The 19280-nt window shown below is 57.5% G+C and carries 13 protein-coding genes and 1 pseudogene; 13 read left to right on the top strand and 1 reads right to left on the bottom strand.

The genetic code is table 11. The annotated features are described in order from the left end of the window. The first annotated feature begins 25 nt into the window (after positions 1–25). The 10 genes and pseudogenes from dnaK to XYCOK13_RS12500 all read left to right on the top strand — a co-directional run bounded on the left by dnaK (position 26) and on the right by XYCOK13_RS12500 (position 8940). The gene (dnaK, locus tag XYCOK13_RS12545) at positions 26–1867 is read left to right on the top strand and encodes a molecular chaperone DnaK (protein ID WP_213412504.1); all 1842 of its coding nucleotides are present in this window, start codon (positions 26–28) and stop codon (positions 1865–1867) included. A 165-nt stretch (positions 1868–2032) separates the two neighbouring features. After that, positions 2033–3145 carry a molecular chaperone DnaJ gene (dnaJ, locus tag XYCOK13_RS12540; protein ID WP_213412503.1) on the top strand — a complete coding sequence of 371 codons (1113 nt, stop codon included), beginning with the start codon at positions 2033–2035 and terminating at the stop codon, positions 3143–3145. A gap of 195 nt (positions 3146–3340) precedes the next feature. Further along, positions 3341–3487 carry a YfhD family protein gene (locus tag XYCOK13_RS12535; RefSeq protein WP_213412502.1) on the top strand — a complete coding sequence of 49 codons (147 nt, stop codon included), beginning with the start codon at positions 3341–3343 and terminating at the stop codon, positions 3485–3487. A gap of 18 nt (positions 3488–3505) precedes the next feature. After that, positions 3506–3871: a hypothetical protein gene (locus XYCOK13_RS12530; protein WP_213412501.1), complete on the top strand. Its 366-nt coding sequence runs from the start codon at positions 3506–3508 to the stop codon at positions 3869–3871. A gap of 21 nt (positions 3872–3892) precedes the next feature. Then, positions 3893–4264, top strand: a complete 372-nt coding sequence (locus XYCOK13_RS12525) for a hypothetical protein (protein ID WP_213412500.1) — start codon at positions 3893–3895, stop codon at positions 4262–4264. Positions 4265–4430: 166 nt separating this feature from the next. Continuing rightward, positions 4431–5420 (top strand): 50S ribosomal protein L11 methyltransferase, encoded by a 990-nt coding sequence (gene prmA, locus XYCOK13_RS12520; RefSeq protein ID WP_213412499.1) that lies wholly within the window; start codon positions 4431–4433, stop codon positions 5418–5420. A gap of 4 nt (positions 5421–5424) precedes the next feature. Beyond that, a complete protein-coding gene (locus XYCOK13_RS12515; RefSeq protein ID WP_213412498.1) occupies positions 5425–6099 on the top strand; it encodes a site-2 protease family protein in 675 nt (224 codons plus the stop codon). 118 nt (positions 6100–6217) lie between these two features. After that, positions 6218–6997, top strand: coding sequence for a 16S rRNA (uracil(1498)-N(3))-methyltransferase (locus XYCOK13_RS12510; protein WP_213412578.1), 780 nt, complete (start codon positions 6218–6220; stop codon positions 6995–6997). After that, positions 6994–8334, top strand: a complete 1341-nt coding sequence (gene mtaB / locus XYCOK13_RS12505) for a tRNA (N(6)-L-threonylcarbamoyladenosine(37)-C(2))-methylthiotransferase MtaB (RefSeq protein ID WP_213412497.1) — start codon at positions 6994–6996, stop codon at positions 8332–8334. The genes XYCOK13_RS12510 and mtaB overlap by 4 nt, the downstream gene beginning before the upstream one ends. 176 nt (positions 8335–8510) lie before the next feature. Continuing rightward, positions 8511–8940: pseudogene (locus tag XYCOK13_RS12500) on the top strand (NUDIX hydrolase). On the opposite strand, the gene XYCOK13_RS12495 reads toward XYCOK13_RS12500, so the two are convergent. Beyond that, positions 8937–9995: a Na/Pi cotransporter family protein gene (locus XYCOK13_RS12495; protein WP_213412496.1), complete on the bottom strand. Its 1059-nt coding sequence runs from the start codon at positions 9993–9995 to the stop codon at positions 8937–8939. The pseudogene XYCOK13_RS12500 and the gene XYCOK13_RS12495 sit on opposite strands and share 4 nt — an antisense overlap. Positions 9996–10190: 195 nt before the next feature. Here XYCOK13_RS12495 and XYCOK13_RS12490 point away from each other — a divergent pair, with 195 nt between their 5' ends. The 3 genes from XYCOK13_RS12490 to addA all read left to right on the top strand — a co-directional run. Next, positions 10191–11597 (top strand): class I SAM-dependent rRNA methyltransferase, encoded by a 1407-nt coding sequence (locus tag XYCOK13_RS12490; protein ID WP_213412495.1) that lies wholly within the window; start codon positions 10191–10193, stop codon positions 11595–11597. A 170-nt stretch (positions 11598–11767) separates the two neighbouring features. Then, positions 11768–15343 carry a helicase-exonuclease AddAB subunit AddB gene (gene addB, locus XYCOK13_RS12485; protein ID WP_213412494.1) on the top strand — a complete coding sequence of 1192 codons (3576 nt, stop codon included), beginning with the start codon at positions 11768–11770 and terminating at the stop codon, positions 15341–15343. Further along, the coding region (gene addA, locus XYCOK13_RS12480; protein WP_213412493.1) for a helicase-exonuclease AddAB subunit AddA at positions 15336–19280 on the top strand (3945 nt) is incomplete at its 3' end. The genes addB and addA, both read left to right, overlap by 8 nt.

The raw sequence follows: 19280 nt of genomic DNA, 5'->3' as shown, positions 1-19280 counted from the left end.
CACGTATAAGGAGGAACATCGTATTATGAGTAAGGTCATTGGTATCGACCTGGGTACAACGAACTCTTGCGTAGCAGTAATGGAGGGCGGTGAGGCGGTTGTTATTCCGAACGCGGAAGGCAATCGCACTACCCCGTCTGTTGTAGGCTTTAAGAAAGACGGCGAGCGTATTGTCGGGGAAACGGCAAAGCGCCAAGCGATCACCAATCCGGATCGCACCATTATTTCGATCAAGCGTCATATGGGAACCAGCCACAAGGAATCGATTGACGGCAAGGATTTCACGCCGCAGGAGATCTCCGCTATCATTCTGCAGAAGCTGAAGGCTGACGCGGAGGCATATTTGGGCTCGCCGGTTACGCAGGCGGTCATTACCGTTCCGGCTTATTTCAACGACAGCCAGCGTCAGGCGACGAAGGATGCGGGCAAGATCGCCGGCCTCGAAGTGCTGCGGATCGTGAACGAGCCGACAGCTGCGGCTCTGGCATATGGTTTCGAGAAGGAAGAGGATCAGACGATTCTCGTATTTGACTTGGGCGGCGGCACATTCGACGTCTCCATTCTCGAGCTCGGCGACGGCTTCTTCGAGGTGAAGGCGACGAGCGGTGACAACAATCTGGGCGGAGACGACTTTGACCAGAAGGTTATCGATTATCTTGTAGCGGAGTTCAAGAAAGAGCAGGGCATTGATCTTAGCAAAGACAAGGCTGCTGTACAACGGCTGAAGGACGCTGCGGAAAAAGCGAAGAAAGAGCTGTCCAGCGTATTGACGACGACGATCTCGCTGCCGTTCATCACGGTTGCAGATGGCGTGCCTCAGCACTTGGAAGTAAATCTGACCCGCGCCAAGTTTGAGGAAATTACAGCCGATCTGGTTGAGCGTACGATGGGACCTAGCCGTCAGGCGCTGAAGGATGCGGGCCTTGACCCAAGCGAAATCGACAAGGTTGTGCTTGTTGGCGGCTCCACGCGTATTCCGGCCGTGCAGGAGGCTGTGAAGAAGCTGACCGGCAAAGAGCCGCATAAAGGCGTGAATCCGGACGAAGTCGTTGCCCTGGGCGCGGCTGTGCAGGCCGGGGTGCTGACAGGCGATGTCAAGGATGTCGTGCTGTTGGATGTGACTCCGTTGTCTCTTGGCATCGAAACGGCGGGAGGCGTCTTCACGAAGATGATCGATCGCAACACAACGATTCCGACAAGCAAGTCGCAGGTGTTCTCTACCTATGCGGATAACCAGACTAGTGTGGAAATCCACGTGCTGCAAGGGGAACGCGCGATGGCTGCGGACAACAAGACGCTTGGACGCTTCATGCTGAGCGAAATTCCGCCTGCTCCGCGCGGCGTACCGCAAATCGAAGTGACATTCGATATTGATGCGAACGGCATCGTGAATGTTTCGGCACAGGACAAAGGAACCGGCAAGACACAGAAGATTACGATTACCTCTTCAAGCGGCTTGAACGACGAGGAAATTGATCGGATGATGAAAGAGGCGGAAGCCAACGCCGAGGAGGATCGCAAGCGCAAGGAATCCGTTGAGGTGCGCAATGAAGCTGATCAGCTTGTCTACACGACGGAGAAGACGATTAAGGACCTTGGGGACAAGGTAGACCAGTCGGAGATAGACAAGGCGAACGAAGCGAAGGAGAACGTCAAGAAAGCGTTGGAAGGCGATGACTTAGAGGCAATCAAGTCGGCAACCGCTGCATTGTCCGAAGTCGTGCAGCAGCTTTCCGTCAAGCTATACGAGCAAGCGGCGAAAGAAGCGGAGGCCGCTCAAGGCGGGGCAGGAGCCGCAGAAGGCGCCGGAGGCAAGAAGGACAATGTCGTAGACGCAGACTATGAGGTAGTCGACGACAAGAAATAAGCTGTTTTCCGGAACGGGAAGCACAAAACAGTGAGCATGGATGACCGCTTTGCACGGTCTGGATGTTCCAGACGAGCAGGGGCGCCAGCGAGCGGGAGTCAAAGCCGGAATTGAGAAGGCTTTGACTTTCGCTTTGTCTCGGCCCCAAATGGGAGTGGAAGCAATTTGAGCAAACGTGATTATTACGAAGTGTTGGGGCTGGACCGCAACGCTTCGCCGGAAGAGATCAAAAAAGCATATCGCAAGCTGGCCAGGCAATATCACCCGGATGTCAATAAAGCGGCGGATGCCGAGGAGAAGTTCAAGGAAGTCAAGGAAGCCTACGACGTACTGAGCGACAGTCAGAAGAAAGCGACCTACGACCAATACGGACATGTAGATCCTAACCAAGGCATGGGGGGAATGGGCGGATTCGAAGGCGGATTCGGCGACATCTTCGACATGTTTTTCGGAGGCGGCGGAGGCCGTCGCAATCCGAACGCCCCGCAGAAAGGCGCTGATCTGCAGTATACGATGCAGATCGAGTTCAAGGAAGCCGTATTCGGCAAGGAAATGGATATTCAGATTCCGCGCACGGAAACGTGCGACCGCTGTTCGGGAACGGGTGCGAAGCCGGGTACGAAGCCGGATACTTGCTCCGTCTGCGGCGGAAGCGGGCAGCAGGAAGTGGTGCAGAATACGGTCTTCGGCCGTATTGTCAACCGCCGGGTGTGCTCAGCCTGTAACGGCCAAGGGACGACGATCAAGGACAAATGCGGTCAGTGTCACGGCAGCGGCAAGGTGAAGAAGACGCGCACGATTCATATCAAAATCCCGGCAGGTGTGGACGACGGCGCGCAAATGCGGGTGTCCGGCGAAGGGGAAGCCGGCAGCAAAGGCGGCCCTCCAGGGGATTTGTATGTCGTGATTCGGGTCAAGTCCCATGATTTCTTCGAGCGTGAAGGCGACGATATTTACTGTGAAGTGCCGCTAACGTTTGCGCAAGCTGCCTTGGGGGACGAGATCGAGGTCCCTACGTTGGATGGCCGCGTCAAGCTGAAGATTCCGCCAGGAACCCAGACAGACACGCACTTCCGCTTGAAGGGGAAGGGCGTCCCCCGTTTGCGCGGGTACGGGATTGGCGACCAGCATGTGAAGGTCGTCGTTGTAACGCCGACGAAGATCAGCGACAGACAGCGCGATCTGCTGCGCGAATTCGCTGAGCTTAGCGGGGAAGAGACGCATGACAAGCAGCAAACCTTTTTTGAACGGATGAAAAAAGCATTTCTGGGCGAGTAATCAATCCGCTCCATGTATTGCTATTGCAGCTGCCTCCATCGTGATGGAAGGCAGCTGCTTTTTTGTGCGCGCGATAAATCATGTACGATGCTGCCGGTAACCGAGCGGGGGAATTCAGCCTATCTGACATAATTTCTGGCCAATTGGGAAAAACATAAAGGATATCCAACCAAGACCAGAGAGAGGGGTGTTGCAGTGGAAGCAAAGGAACAGCGCCAAGAAGGCAAGCGCGGTGACGGCAAAGCGGAGGATGTGGAATTTTCCATGGAACTAGCCGATGAGGATGACATGGAAGCATGGAAAAGAGGCGAAGCCGCAGACAAGCGGGCACAACAATCCTGAGAACGGAGGTGATCCGTAATGGCAGACCGACTGGCGGTCTATTTTGACAGCGAGGATGAGGCGCAGAGAGCAGTCCCGCAGTTAAGAGCCCTCGGTGTCCGCGAAATTACTGTGGAGCGGTTGGAGGAGGATGATGATCGAGAGGCAGCTCCATTCCTTGTCGGATACAACACCTCGACAGCGAGCACCATTCCTTCAACCGGCACGCTGCCGAGTGCGAGCGGAGCCAGAGCGGCTGATGTTGAATTCGGGGCGGGAGACAATGGAGATCGGGATCAAGAAGGGCAGCGCAATCGATATTTGCTTGAGTGCGAAGTAACAAGCGAGTTGGCGCCGAAGGCAACGGAAATCCTGATCGAGCACGGCGCTGCGTTCAAAGATTGACAGGCTGTAGGAGGTATCTAGATGGCAGAGAAGAACATACTGGCCTATTTCAAATCCCCCGAGGAAGCGGAAGGTGTCAAGGCGAAGCTGGAGGTGCTGCGTGCCATAGACATCAGCATTGACCGGTTTAGCCGATATCCGGGCGATGGCGTAGAGCACATCGAAAATCCAATTACCGGCGACATCACCAGTTTGGCAGATTTGACACTGGGAGCAGATGTGTCTTCCAGATCGGCAGGAATTCTCACTGCCGTTGATCCCGGCGCAAGCGGTCTAAGCGATGGCGGGCAGGACGATCCGGTCGGCCGCGACATCCTGTTGACAGCGGTAATGCCCGAAGAGACTCATGAGCAAGCCATTCAGGTCATCGAGCAGGCAGGCGGCATGCTCTAACAACAGGTTTCGTCCAGCTCATATGTCGCGAGCGCAGGCCGCTCCCACGGTCATAAAACGGCCGGGGGGGGCGGCTTCTTGTGCTGGGGCGGAAGGTTGCTTTTCAAGCGAGTGCTCTTAAGGTACAATAGGAAAATGCTACTATGGACCAAAAGGATGGTGCGCAATGCTTTGGCATGAAATTACGATATATACGCGCGAGGAAGCGACCGAAGCGATCGCCGATCGTCTGCATCAGATGGGGGCGGGAGGCGTGTCGATCGAGGAATCGGGCAATCTGGAACGTCCTCGGGATACTTCCCTTGGCCAGTGGTACGAGCTACCGCTTAACAATATCCCGGAAGGGGATGCGGAAATCAAGGCTTACTTTGCGGATACTGCCGATCCCGAAGCGCTCATTGAGCAATTGAAGCCGTTTATCGGGGAATTGCCCTCCTTCGGCCTCGATCCGGGGAATGTTCAGTACAGCTGGCGCGCTGTGGACGAAGAGGATTGGGCGAATGCATGGAAAACTTACTTCAAACCGATTCGGGTGACGGAGACGCTCACCATCAAGCCAACATGGGAGTCCTATGAACCGTCCCAAGGGGAGAAAATCATCGAGCTGGATCCGGGGATGGCCTTCGGCACTGGCACGCATGAGACGACGGCATTATGCTTGCGGACGCTGGAACAAACAATTCGAACTGGCGATCAGGTGATTGATGTGGGTACCGGCTCCGGTGTGCTCGCCATTGCAGCGGCAAGGCTTGGCGCATCCAGAGTGCTTGCGATTGACCTTGATCCGGTCGCCGTATCGAGCGCGTCTGAGAATGTCCGGTTGAATGGCTTGCAGGAGGAAGTGACCGTTCGCGAGAGCGATCTGTTGGGCTTGCTGAAGCCGGCCGCGAACGGGACAGCCGGCCGCGATCCGGCGGCGCTGGGCGTGTCCCTGCCGGTCGATCTTGTCGTGGCCAATATTTTGGCCGAAATTTTGGCGCTGTTCGTCGATGATGTGTACCAGGCTCTGAAGCCGGGCGGCTTGTACATAGCTTCCGGCATTATCAGCCAAAAGGAGGAGCTTGTCCGCGAGGCGCTTGCCAAAGCCGGATTTACTGTGGTCGAGCGAAATGTCGAGCATGATTGGGTTGCCTTGACGGCACGCAAAGGAGGGTAAGCTTATGGAAGGCCTTCAATCCCGGATGGCCTTTATTGCAGAATACTGGCCTTTTCTTCTGCTCAGCATCATCATTGCGTTCACGGTTCATGAATTTGCTCATGCGTACGCTGCTTATCGCTTTGGCGATGATACGCCGCGCAAGCAGGGACGTCTCACGTTGAATCCGATGGCGCATCTGGACTGGCTGGGCATGCTGCTTATCTTCATTGCGGGCTTTGGATGGGCGAAGCCGGTCATGGTCAATGCGGGGAACTTCGCCAAGCCCCGCCAGATGAATATTGTTGTCGCCTTGGTCGGTCCTTTAAGCAATCTGCTGCTGGCCGTGCTGGGCGCTGCCATGCATACGGCTGTGCTGGGCAGCGCTTGGAGCGCCGGCTGGTCCGCCGGGACGATATATGCGTTTGAGTCCTTTTTCATCTTATTTGTTTCCTTGAATATCTTGCTCTTTTTCTTTAATTTGATCCCGCTGCCGCCGCTTGACGGATATCGCATTGTGATCGAGATGCTGCCGCTCCAGGTGAGCCATCGCTTGCGCCAGTTCGAGCATTGGTCGTTCTTAATCTTTCTGTTGATTATTTTTATTCCGCCGCTGAGAGCGGTCACGATTGATCCGCTTTTCGGATGGATCACAAAATTGCATACTGCGCTTCTGCTTTTTTGGTCCGGTATCTTTTAGCAGGTGTGGCAATCGCCGCGAAAAAGTTGTAAGATGTAGGTTGGACGTCGGCCGTCAGTTGTGATCGGCTGCCGTTAAAGGTGAAGCACATTTTTTGAACGAGAAGGAGAGACCCGGTTTGCAGCGGTATTTCGTTCCAGGAGACCATTGGCAGGAGGACAGTGTGACGATCACAGGCGACGATGCTCATCATGTGGCGAATGTGATGAGGGGACGCGCAGGCGATCGTTTTCTTTGCTGTGCGCCGGATGGACGGGTCGCTGTTGCAGAGATTACAGCGATTTCGAAGGGCCAAGTGGAAGCGGCCATAGTGGAGTGGAGCACGGACAGCCGCGAGCCGGGGATCAACGTCTATATAGCGCAGAGCTTGCCCAAGGCGGACAAGATGGAGACGGTGATTCAACGCTGTACTGAAATCGGCGCAGCCGGATTCAGGCCGTTTGTTTCGTCGCGTACGATCGTGCAGTATGATGCGAAGAAGGAAGCGAAGCGGCTGGACCGCTGGCACAAAATCGCCAAGGAAGCCGCAGAGCAGGCACACCGCAACCGCATACCAGCTATTGCTTCAGTAATAGACTGGAAAGAGCTGCTGAAGCAATCGGCCGCAGCGGATCTTGTGCTTTTGTGTTACGAGCAGGAGGGCAATAACGGGATCGGCCAGGTGCTTCAGCGCTGGCGTCAGCAGGCAGGCGGTGCAGCTTTCGAGTCGCGGCCAAAGAACATATGGATCGTCGTCGGCCCCGAGGGGGGCTTTACTGATCAGGAAGCGGAGGAAGCGGCAGCTGCAGGCGCGAATCGGGTTCATTTGGGCCCGCGTATTTTGCGGACGGAAACGGCTGCCCTTGTAGCCTTGACATGTGTATTGTACGAATGCGGAGAAATGGGGGGGTACCGATGAAACCGACAGTGGCCTTTCATACATTGGGCTGTAAGGTGAACTTTTACGATACGGAAGCGATCTGGCAGAAATTCAAGCAAGCCGGCTACGAGCAGGCAGATTTCGAATCGGATGCGGATGTGTATGTGATCAATACATGTACGGTGACGAACACCGGAGACAAGAAGAGCCGACAGATCATTCGGCGGGCGGTGCGGCGCAACCCGGACGCTATCATTGCGGTTACCGGCTGCTATGCGCAGACGGCCCCGGCCGAAATATTGGAAATCCCGGGCGTGGACATTGTGATCGGGACCCAGGATCGGGAAAAAATCATGGATTATGTAGAACAGTTCCAGCGTGACCGCCAGCCGGTAAATGCTGTACGCAATATTATGAAGACACGCACTTTTGAAGAACTGGATGTGCCGGATTTCTCCGACCGCACGCGTGCGTTTTTGAAAATACAGGAAGGCTGCAATAATTTCTGCACGTTCTGCATCATTCCGTGGACACGGGGGCTGAGCCGCAGCCGCGACCCGCAAAGCGTCTTGGAGCAGGCGCGCCAACTGGTTGCTTCCGGCTACAAGGAAATTGTGCTGACCGGCATTCATACAGGCGGCTATGGCGATGACTTGGAAAATTACACGCTGACCAGCCTGCTGCGTGATCTGGACAAGATCGAGGGCTTGGAGCGAATTCGCATCAGCTCGATTGAGGCCAGCCAAATTACCGATGAAATGATCGAGGTGCTCAACCAGTCCGAGAAGATGTGCAGACATCTGCATATTCCGCTTCAGGCTGGCGACGATGATGTGTTGAAGCGCATGCGCCGCAAATACACGACCGCCGAGTTCGCCGAGAAAATCCGCAGGCTGCATGAAGCGCTGCCGGGTGTGGCGATCACCACGGATGTCATTGTCGGATTCCCGGGGGAAACTGAGGAGATGTTCGAGCGGGGATACCGGTTTATGCAGGAGATGCAATTCGCGGAAATGCATGTATTCCCTTACTCCAAGCGAACAGGTACGCCTGCCGCCCGGATGGAGGACCAGGTCGATGAAGAAGAGAAGAATCGGCGCGTGCATGCGCTTATTGATTTGTCCGAACAGATGCAGCTGGCGTACGCTGCGCAATTTGTGGGCGAAGTGCTCGATGTCATTCCGGAACGTCTGCAAAAAGGGCGTGAGCAGGAGGGGATCGTCATTGGCCATACGGACAACTATTTGAATGTTGCCTTTGCGGGCGGAGAAGAGCTCATTGGCTCTCTGTGCCGCGTTAAGATTGAGGAAGCGGGTGTGAATGAATGCCGAGGCAAGCTCGTTCGGGTGCTGGATGAGCAGGTGCAGGCCGTCTAGCCCACATGGAGGATTTCCTCGTCGCAATCGGTTTGAGTGCCGATTGCGCGGCGGGAAATCCTTTTTTCACGATGTTGTCGAATCGCGCAGGCAGGGAAAAATGGGAGGCTGCTTTCGAAACCGTGCATCACGTTCGCGTGTGCTATTCATACTTTTTAGCAAGGGAGAGATACACAATGGCAAGCAAAGAAATTTCCGCAGGCGGAGTCGTCTACAAGAAGGAGAATGGCAAAGTGCTCGTACAGCTCATTCGGGACCGTTTCGGGCGGGTTACGCTGGCAAAAGGGAAGATGGAAGCCGGAGAATCCATTGAACAGACAGCTTTGCGGGAGATTGAGGAAGAGACGGGCACAGTCGGAAAAATCATCGAGCCTTTGGACACGACGGTTTATTTGTACAGGCATGCGGAAAAAGGAGAGGTACAAAAGGTCGTTCACTATTTTCTGATCGAAGCTGTCGGGGGGGGAGGATCGGGTGCAGGAAGAGGAGATCGGCGGCGTGCTGTGGCTGCCCCCGCATGAGGCAGCAGCCTGCCAGCAGGCGGAAGGGTATGAGAATGTTCATCCCGTTCTGCAGCTGGCGTTGGCAAAGCTGCCTGCCGGCTAGCGGGTGCGAAGCCGCAGCCATGGCAAGTAGCATAGGGGCAGAGCCAGCAGGGAGCAGGCGATGTTGAATATGGTTTGGGCGTGTGCGATCTGGCTGGCAGGATTTGCGGCAAGTGCCCCTGACCATTGTGCCAGCAACGGTATGAATGGCAGGAAGAGCAGCGTGCCGGCGACATTCAGCACAACTTGGGCCCAGGCAACCATCTTGCCTGCGCGGGTGCCGCCAATAGCGGCAAGCAGGCCTGTGACGCAGGTGCCAATATTCGCGCCCAGCACCATGGCGATGGCCAGCTCGGGAGTAATCGCCTGTACGGCTGCAAGACCCATGACAATGGCTACCGCCGCGGAGCTGCTCTGAATAATAGCGGTAATGCCGGTGCCAGCAGCTATGCCCCACAGCATGCCGGCTTGCGAAAGCTCCAGAAACCAGGCGAACAGCCCGCGCGCATGCAAGGCCGGAACGATGGTGCCCATCACCTGCATGCCGAGCAGGATACAGGAGAAGCCTGCAGCAGCCATAGCCATCAGCTTGACCGGACGCATTACCTTGCCCATGCGGGCTGAACGCCTGATTTCTGCCGAACGGCGCACAATGCGCCGCGTCGGGAGCAGCGAGCGAATGCGCATCGGTCCATGGCTGTTCACCCGGACTTGGGAGTCGTCGGTCTCGACATGCAGCATCCATGCGATAAGCCATACGGCAGAGGAACCGATAAGCATGGGCACTGCGGCGTGGTTCAGGTTCAGGCCCAATAGCTCCGTGGTCAGGCAGGTGCCGATATTGGTGCCCAGAATTATGCCGAGCGTGCGCGGGAAGGTCAGCATGCCGGCGTTCACCAGACCGATTGTAATAACGGTGATCGCACTGCTGCTCTGCACAACGGCTGTCAGCACGGTCCCGGCAACCATCCCCCTAAGCGGCGTTGAGGTGAAGGTGCCGAGTGCGTTTTTCAAATAGGCTCCCGCCCATGTGTGCAGCGCAAGCTCCATGACCTTCATGCCGAACAGGAACATGGCAAGACCTGCAGCAAGGGGGAAAATCAGTTCTGCCATCATGGAGGGACATCTCCTTATCGGTTACATAGATTGACCGTAGAACATCTTGCGACTGTCAATGTTGCCGTCTTTATCATCAACTTGCGAAAGGCCGTATCGGCTTCGGCCTATTCGCTTTGCTTTTGCGGTTTTGCGGGTTATCACTATCATATGAACAAGCCTGAACAGGCATGACAAGGAGGAGCGCAAGTCGGGATGACTACGAATAAGGAAACTCTTCAGCACAGGGCCGCGCTCGTGCTGAGCGCAAAGCGCAAAAAGCGGCTGGAAGCAGGACACCCCTGGATATTTGAAAATGAAGCGGAGCGTCTGGACGGTTCGGCAGAACCGGGAGATCTCGTGGATGTTCTGGATCATCGCGGAAAATTTTTGGCTACAGGCGCATACAATCCGCATTCCCGCATTCGGGCCAGGGTCGTTTCGTTTCAGCGGCTAGTGGAAATGGATGCAGCCTTCTTTACAGAAAGGCTGGCTGCCTGCAAGCGGTATCGCCAGCGTTTTCTGGGTCAGGCAGGCGCATACCGGGCCGTTTATGGCGAGGCGGACGGGCTGCCGGGACTCATCGTGGACAAATATGGCGATGTGCTGGTTGCGCAGTTTCTGACCTATGCCATGGACAAGCGCAAGGCGCAAGTGACAGAAGCTTTGGCCGCGGTGTTTCAACCGCGCACGATTTACGAGCGAAGCGATGTGGGAGTCAGGGAATTGGAAGGCTTGCCCGAAACGAAGGGGCTGCTTTATGGCGAGGCGGTTCGGTATGTGCAGATGGAAGAGAACGGGTTGAAGCTGCAGGTCGATATAGAGGAAGGGCAAAAAACCGGCTATTTTTTCGATCAGCGGGAGAATCGGGCGGCCATTGCGCCACTCATGAAAGGCTGGGGCTGGCGCAGCGGCATCGAGCACAAGGAAGCGGAGCTTGATGGAGGTATGCAGGTTGTTCCGGTGAACAAGAACGGCAAGCCGGTTACGTTTCCGTACTGGGACGGAGCTACAGTGTTGGAGTGCTTCTCCCATACAGGGAGCTTTACGCTGCATGCGTGCCATTACGGCGCCAAAAAAGTGACCTGCCTGGACATTTCCGAACATGCGATTGAAAGCGCCCGCCGCAATGTGGAGTTGAACGGCTTCCAAGACAGAGTGGAGTTCGTTGTGGCCGATGCTTTTCAATATTTGCGCGAGCAGGTGGCAGGCTTGGCGGCAAGGCAAGCACGAGGCGGTCTGGAGCACGTGCCGGCGGGCAAGCGGCCGGATACTTCCCGGGCACTCGAAACCGGCGGCCGGACATGGGACGTCGTCATACTCGATCCTCCGGCCTTTGCGAAGAACCGCGCTGCGGTAGCCGGCGCTTGCCGCGGATACAAGGATATCAATCTGCATGCGCTGAAGCTCGTGAATGAAGGAGGATTTCTGGTAACGGCGAGCTGTTCCTATCATGTCCGTCCGGATTTGTTCCTGGAAACGATTCGCCAGGCGGCGCAGGATGCAGGAAAACGATTGCGGCTTGTCGAATTTAGGGGGGCGGGCAAGGATCACCCGCAAATCTTGGGTGTGGATGAAGGCCATTACTTGAAATTCGCGATATTTGAAGTGACTGCTTTATAACCAGCCGTTTCGGCAAGTGATAGAGATACACAAACCCCCCGCGAAAGTAATCGGAAATAGCATCGGAGCTGTTCTTCACTTTCGTGGGTATAAATCGGGCCCCGCGAAATTGGCATCAGCTTCGAAGCTTCCATTGCTTTCGCGGGTGTTAGAGAAAGGAGAGGAGACGCTTGGCTGTCCAGTTGATCATCGGCCGTGCCGGAAGCGGCAAGAGCCGATACTGCCTCGAACAAATACGCGAAGGTCTGCGGCGGGACCCCGCAGGCCAGCCAATCGTCCTGCTGGTGCCGGAGCAAGCGAGCTTCTCTGCGGAGAAGGCGCTGGCAGCCACTCCAGGCCTCCACGGGGTCATTCGCGCGCAAGTGCTCAGCTTTCGCCGGATGGCCTTTCGCATTATGCAGGAGACAGGCGGCATGGCGAAGCCCCCGATCGGCGAGATGGGCAAGAAGCTGCTGCTCTACTCCTTGATGCAGAAGCGCAAGGATGAGCTGCGCGCGCTGCGGGCGCAGGCAGACCAAGTAGCCTATACGGAAAAGCTGCTGCAGTTCATCACAGAATGCAAGCGGTATGAAATCGGGCCCGCGGAGCTTGAGGCCCATCTGCAGGAAGCCGGGCTGGCAGAAGGCGCAGGCGGCAGGGATTTTGCAGCCAAGCTGGGCGACTTGGCTCTTCTCTACGCCGATTACGAAGCAGCCGTGAAGGAAAGGTATCTGGACACGGAGGATGCGCTCGAGCTGCTGGCCGAGAAGCTGCCGGAGTCTGTTTACGCGCGCCAGATGGAAGTGTGGATAGACGGCTTCAACGGCTTTACCCCGCAAGAATATCGCGTGCTGGGCCAGCTGTTTCGGGTATGCCGGCAGGTGACGATTACGTTGTCCGCCGACCGCGACCGAGAACCGGGCGAGCAGCCGGAGGAGCTGGATTTGTTTCATCCGACCGCTGTAACGCTGCTGAAGCTGAAGCAGCTCGCAGAAGACTGCGGAGCCGAGCTGGGCGAGACACGGCGTCTGGAGGAATTGCGCGGAGAAGCGCCGGCCATGTTCCCGCATCGCCATGCGGACAATCCCGTGCTGGCCCATCTTGAACGCCATTATGCAAGCCGGCGCAAGTGGACAGACCGGGATACATACGAAACCGGGAAGCGGCCGGAATCGGCGATAGTCGTGGCGGCTGCCGTGAACAGGCGGGCGGAGGTCGAGGGCATCGCCCGCGAGATGCTGCGCCTCGCCCGGGAGTGCGGGTACCGCTGGCGGGATATGGCGGTGCTGCTGCGTCATCCCGCTACATATGAGGAATTGATTTCTCTCGTATTCGGCGATTATGGCATTCCGCATTTTTTGGATCGCAAGCAAACGGCGGTGCATCATCCGCTGCTCGAATTTATTCGCTCCTCTCTGGAAACTGCGCTGCATTTTTGGCCCTATGAAGCGGTGTTCCGCTGTGCCAAAACCGGCTTTTTCGGGCCTGTCGGGGAACATGCCGAGCTTACTTACCGGCAGCGTATGCAGCAGCATCGCGAGGCGCTGGACCGGCTCGAGAATTATGTGCTGGCATTCGGCCTGCAGGGCGCTGCCTGGCTGGACGATAAGCCGTGGGTATACAGGCTTCGCTATTCCCTGGAGGACGAAGACGCCGAGCAGGACAGATATGATCTGAACGAAATCCATGCGCTGCGCATGGCTATTGCAGCGCCTCTGCGGCAGTTTCAGGAGCGGCTCACGCGGGCATCCTGCGTGCGCGAGCAAGCTGAAGCGGTATTTGCCTTGCTTGAGGATGCCGCCATCCCGACCCATCTGGCGCAGTGGAGCGAGCAGGCGGTGCGGGACGGAAGACCAGAGCGGGCAAGGGAGCATACACAAGTATGGGATGGCGTCATCGACATGCTGGAGCAGATGGTGGACGCTACAGGGCAAGAAGCGATCTCTTCGGCGACGTTCGCTGATTGGCTGCAGGCTGGACTGGATCAGGTCAAGCTCGCGCTGGTTCCGCCTTCGCTGGACGAGGTGCTGGTCGGCAGCATGGAGCGGACGCGACCCGGCAGCGTGCGCGCAGTTTTTGTGCCGGGAGCCAACGACGGCGTATTGCCTGCCCGGCCTGCGGAGGATAGTGTCATTACGGAGCACGAGCGGGATCTGCTGGCCGACGGCGGATTGGCGCTCGCGCCCGGAAGCAAGCGCAAGCTGCTGGACGAGCAATTTCTGATCTATTCCACCTTATCGGTTCCGTCAGACAAGCTGTGGCTCAGCTATCCGGTCGCCGATGAGGAGGGAAAGGCGCTGACCCCTTCGGAAGTAGTGCGCCGGGTGAAGGGGATGTTCCCGACGCTGCCAGCCGTTTGGCTCGGCGGCGAACCGGAGCCGGCCATGCCGGAGGACGAGCAGCTGACCTTCATTCAATCGCCGGAAAGGGCAGCAGCCTATTTGGTTAATCAGATCCGCCACTGGCTTGGCGGCACGCCGATTGCGGAGGGCTGGTGGGATGTGTATGCCTGGCACTTGGCTGATCCGTCTCGCCGACTTTCGCTGCAAACCCGTCTTGGCGGCTTGTTCTTTACGAATCGGGAAGAGGCGATCTCCGGGGGTACAGCCAAACAGCTGTATGGGGAACGGTTGAAAGCGAGCGTATCCCGCATGGAGAAGCATGCGGCTTGTCCATTTGCGCAGTTTGCCGCGTACGGCTTGCGTCTGGAGGAACGCGCGGTGTACAGGCTGGAGGCGCCTGATATCGGCCAATTTTTCCATGCGGCTCTCAGCTGGATTGCGGGCGAGCTGCTGGCAGCCGGGAAGAGCTGGAGCGAATTGGGCGATGAGGATTGCGAGCGCATGGCCGAACGGGCCGTTGCGCATTTGACCCCTCGCTTGCAGAGTGAGATTTTGCTCAGCTCGCACCGGTACAGGTATATGGCCCGCAAGCTGAAGGACATCATCAGCCGAACGACGGCGATGCTGGCCGTTCAGGCGGCGAGAGGAGAATTTACGCCTGCCGGTCTGGAAATCCCGTTCGGCCGCAAGGGGCGTATTCCGCCGCTGCGCTTCACTCTGGCAGACGGCACAGAAATGGAAGTGGCCGGGCGAATCGACCGGGTGGACCAGGCAGAGCGTGACGGGGCTCTGCTGCTGCGCGTGATTGACTACAAGTCCGGCTCGGTGCAGTTGAACATGGCTGAGGTTTATTACGGCTTAAGCCTGCAGCTGCTGGCGTATCTGGATGTAGCAGTCAGTAATGCCGAAGAGTGGCTGGGCCGCCCGGCTGAAGCGGCAGGCGCTTTCTATGTTCACGTGCACAATCCGATTGTGGCCTTCGCTGGGCCGGTTGAGCGGGAGAAAGCACGCAAGGAAGCCTTGAAGCGGTTCAAGCAGCGCGGCCTCGTCATGGGACGAAGCGATGTCATCCAGGCGATGGACCGCACGTTGGACTCCGGCTACTCGGACATTATTCCGGTCAGGCTCAAAACCTCCGGCGACATCGTTGAAAGCCAGTCCTCCACGTTCTTGCCCGAGCAATGGCCGCATTTGCGCAAGGCGGTGCGCCGGCGCATGCATGAAATCGGCGCCAGCATCGCAGGCGGAGAAGTAGCCATTGCCCCGTATCGGCTTGGAACGAAGACACCATGCGGCTTTTGCCCGTACAAATCTGTTTGCCAATTCGATCCGTTATACGCAGGCAATGCCTACAATCAGCTTAATGGAATAGGCAAGTCGGATGTCTGGCGCAAGCTGGAGGAGGAGGGGATGCGCGATGAGTAACCAGCAGAATACGACGGTCTATACGCCTGTCCCCAAGCCTCCTGATGTAACTTGGACGGATGAGCAATGGGCGGCCATTACAGCGCGCGGCACAGATATATTGGTGGCGGCGGCAGCCGGTTCCGGCAAGACCGCCGTGCTCGTAGAGCGGATTATTCGCCGCGTGCTGGATACGGACAACCCGGTTGATATCGACCGGATGCTCGTTTCGACCTTCACCAAAGCTGCGGCAGATGAGATGCGCGGCCGTATTCGCGAAGCGTTGGAAGGGGAGCTGGAGAAAAATCCGGATTCGCCGCATATTCGCAGGCAGCTAGCGCTCATTCACCGCGCTTCCATCACTACGCTGCACGCGTTCTGTATGGAAGTGATCAGTCAGCATTATGAGCATATTCCGCTTGACCCGGGCTTTCGCATTGCCGGAGAACACGAAGCGGAGCTGCTGCGTACGGAAGCAATGGAGACTTTGCTGGAGAGCTCTTACGAGACCAAGCCGGAGGATAGCTTGTTTTGGCAGCTTGTGGACGTATTCGGGGGCGAGCGCAGCGATGCCGATTTTATGAATCTGGCGCTTCGGCTGCACGAATTTTCCCGCAGCCATCCATGGCCGTCTCATTGGCTGGCCGATATGGCGCAATCGTTCGCCGATGCGGCGAATGACACGCAGCTCAATCATTGGACATCCAGCCTGTTTGCTGCCGTTCGGCAGCAAGTGGATGCGGCAATGTCCCTTCTCCGACGAGCCATTGATTTATGTGCGGAACCGGGAGGCCCGATTCCCTATGCGGATCAATTTCAAAGCGAGCTTGAGATGGCGGCGGCGCTGGCGGAAGCTTGCGAGCAAGGCGAATGGGAAACGCTGTACAACGCGTTTCAGTCCGTGGCGTTCAGCAGGCTGAAGCCATGCAGAGGGGACGAATACGACAAAAGCTTGCAGGAGAAGGCAGCCGGACTGCGGAAAAAAGCGAAGGAGAAGCTGGAGAAAGCAAGCCGCGAATGGTTTGCGCGCACACCGGACGAAATGCGGAACGAAGTGCTGGCGCTGGCTCCGCTCATGGGAGAGCTGGCCGGCTTTGTAGAAGCGTTCGACACACAGTATGCCGCGCTCAAGCGGGATAAGGGCCTGCTTGATTTCTCGGATTTGGAGCATTTGACCTTGCGGATATTGCGTCATCCCGATTCGACTCCGGCGCATATGCTTCCATCGGATGCAGCGCTTGCTTTTCGGGAGCAATTTGCAGAGGTGCTGGTGGACGAATACCAGGATACGAATCTGGTGCAGGAGACGATACTTTCCTTGCTCTCGGGGGGAGCAGGCGAGCAGGCGGGCAGCCGCTTCATGGTCGGCGACGTGAAACAAAGCATTTACCGGTTCCGGCTGGCGGATCCCGGGTTGTTCCTCGGCAAGTACAAGCGCTTCACGCGATTGGACAGCCATATGGCAGAGACAGGGCCGTTCTCCGAACAGGAGGAATGTCTTGCTGAACCGGGAACGCCGGTACAGGCAGGCCTGCGCATAGACTTGGCACGAAATTTCCGCAGCCGTCAGGAGGTCGTTGACGCGGTCAATTTCTTGTTCAGGCAGATGATGCGCGAGCAAGTCGCGGAGATCGAATACGATGAATCGGCAGAGCTGAAGTACGGCCATGGCTTTCCGCAGCCTGCCGAAGGCGGGCAGGACTTGGCAGTGGAGCTTCTGGTTGTCGATCGCGAAGAGGAAGCTGCCGGCTCAAGCGGAACCGCATCTGACGAAAGCAGCGACAGCGAAAGTGAAGATGTTCAGGGCGCAGATGAGGATGCGTCTGAGCTGCTTGCCGCCCAGCTGGAAGCCAGGATCATCGCACGGCGGATACGTCAGTTGATCGGTGCGGACGGCAGCGCCCCGATGCAGGTGTATGACAAAAAGCTGAAGGGCTGCCGGCCATTAGCATACCGGGATGTGGTCGTGCTGCTGCGGGCCACGCAGCAATGGGCGCCGGAGATGCTGGAGGAATTTCGTTTGATGGGCATTCCGGCCTTCGCTGATCTGCAAACCGGCTATTTCCGCGCTGGCGAGGTGGAATGGGCGCTCGCGCTGCTGTCGCTGATCGACAATCCGCAGCAGGACATCCCGCTGGCGGCTGTGCTCCGCTCGCCGGTAGTCGGCTTGCAGGCGGAGGAACTCGCTGCGATCAGGGCAGGTCGTCAGGGAATGACCTATTATGATGCGGTTGTGGCTTACGCAGCCGCGGAGGAAGGAGCGCGGACAGAGCTGCAGGACAGGCTCAGCTTGTTCCTGCAGCGCTTGCAGGCGTGGCGCGAACAAGCCGCGCAGGGCGCCCTGTCCACTTTGATCTGGGATTTGTACAGGGAAACCGGCCTTTACGATTTTGCCGGCGGACTTCCCGGAGGCGCGCAGCGGCAGGCCAATCTGCGAGCGCTGTATGATCGCGCCAGGCAGTATGAGGCCACTTCGTTCCGCGGCCTGTTCCGCTTCCTGCGGTTTATCGAGAAGATTCGCGACAGCGGCAGCGATCTGGGCGCGGCCCGCGCGCTTGGCGAGCAAGAGGATGTCGTGCGAATCATGTCCATTCATAAGAGCAAAGGTCTGGAATTTCCGGTAGTCTTCGTTGCGGGGCTAGGCAAAAAGTTCAATCAGCAGGATGCCCGGTCAGCGTTCCTGCTGCACAAGGAGCTTGGATTCGGTCCGAAGGTGGTGGACCGCGAGCTGCACGTCAGCTATCCGTCGCTGCCTTACATGGCGATTCGTCACCGGATGCGCATGGAAATGTTGGCAGAGGAGATGAGAATTTTGTACGTGGCTCTGACCCGGCCGAAGGAAAAGCTGATTTTGATCGGCACCGTGCAAAATCGGGAGAAAGCCTTGCAGCAATGGGAAGCAGCCGCAGATATAACCGGGCTGCAGCTGCCGTCCACGCTGCTGGCGGAGGCCAATTCCTTCCTCGATTGGCTCGGCCCTTGCCTGATTCGGCATCCGGCGTCCGAGCCGCTGCGTCGGCAAAGTTCTTCGCGCCAAGCCCCAGAGTGGCTTCGCCGGGATACATCCCGGTGGAAGGTGGCGGCTTTGGGACCGGACGCTGCGGGACAAGCGGCGCCTGCAAGCGAGTGGATGGCCGATGAAAGACGCATGGCTGCCATTCGCAACAATGAGCCGTTGCCGGATTGGGACGGCAGCGCTTGGCGGGAAGAGCTCGGCAAGCGATTGGATTGGCATTATCCCTACCGCGCCGCCTCGGCATTATTGTCCAAAACGTCCGTATCCGAATTGAAGCGCATGGGCGAGCGGCACTGGCAGGCAGAAGCGGAGGATTACCAGGCGGCGGGCGTCCTGCCGGATGGGACCGTTGTGCATAGCGACACGGCTGCCGCCTATCGCCACAGACTGCTGAGACGACCGCGCTTCGTAGAGGAGCGGGGCTTGTCCGCCGTAGAAAAAGGGACGGTCTATCATGCCGTCATGCAGGCGATTTCGCTGACGGGGCCCCTGTCCGAAGAGACCGTCCTTCAGGAGCTGGAGCGAATGCGGGAAACCCGGATGCTCCGGGCTGATCAGCTTCGCGAAATTGACCCCGGCAAGATTGCAGCCTTTTTCGCAAGCGAGCTTGGCAGACGAATGCTCGCCTCGTCTGATGTGCGCCGGGAGCTACCGTTCAGCTACGCGCTGCCGGTGGAAGAGGTGTATGGCGACATAGACGATAGCCTTGCGAGTGAGACCGTGTTGATGCAAGGGGTGATTGACTGCCTGTTTCGCGATGAGCAGGGATGGGTGCTGCTGGATTACAAAACGGATTCCCTGCGCGGGAGAAAACCGCAGGAAGCGGCGGAGGCTTACCGGACGCAGCTGAAGCTTTATGCCCAGGCGATTGAGCGAATCTGGGGCGAGCCGGTGTCGGAGAAATATGTTTTCCTGTTCGACGGAGGTCATGTGGTTCAATTG

Origin of the sequence: Xylanibacillus composti, assembly GCF_018403685.1 — a bacterium.
Lineage (GTDB): Bacteria > Bacillota > Bacilli > Paenibacillales > K13 > Xylanibacillus > Xylanibacillus composti.
The sequence above is the reverse complement of the archived record's forward strand: the minus strand, read 5'-3'. Positions and strand labels throughout refer to the sequence as shown.

What these genes read in the sequence shown, in the direction of transcription:
- mtaB (WP_213412497.1), top strand. Translation starts at nt 6,994, where the DNA reads ATGAAACCGACAGTGGCCTTTCATACATTGGGCTGTAAGGTGAACTTT.
- XYCOK13_RS12525 (WP_213412500.1), top strand. Translation starts at nt 3,893, where the DNA reads ATGGCAGAGAAGAACATACTGGCCTATTTCAAATCCCCCGAGGAAGCG.
- dnaK (WP_213412504.1), top strand. Translation starts at nt 26, where the DNA reads ATGAGTAAGGTCATTGGTATCGACCTGGGTACAACGAACTCTTGCGTA.
- XYCOK13_RS12495 (WP_213412496.1), bottom strand. Translation starts at nt 9,995, where the DNA reads ATGATGGCAGAACTGATTTTCCCCCTTGCTGCAGGTCTTGCCATGTTC.
- XYCOK13_RS12530 (WP_213412501.1), top strand. Translation starts at nt 3,506, where the DNA reads ATGGCAGACCGACTGGCGGTCTATTTTGACAGCGAGGATGAGGCGCAG.
- XYCOK13_RS12515 (WP_213412498.1), top strand. Translation starts at nt 5,425, where the DNA reads ATGGAAGGCCTTCAATCCCGGATGGCCTTTATTGCAGAATACTGGCCT.
- XYCOK13_RS12490 (WP_213412495.1), top strand. Translation starts at nt 10,191, where the DNA reads ATGACTACGAATAAGGAAACTCTTCAGCACAGGGCCGCGCTCGTGCTG.
- prmA (WP_213412499.1), top strand. Translation starts at nt 4,431, where the DNA reads ATGCTTTGGCATGAAATTACGATATATACGCGCGAGGAAGCGACCGAA.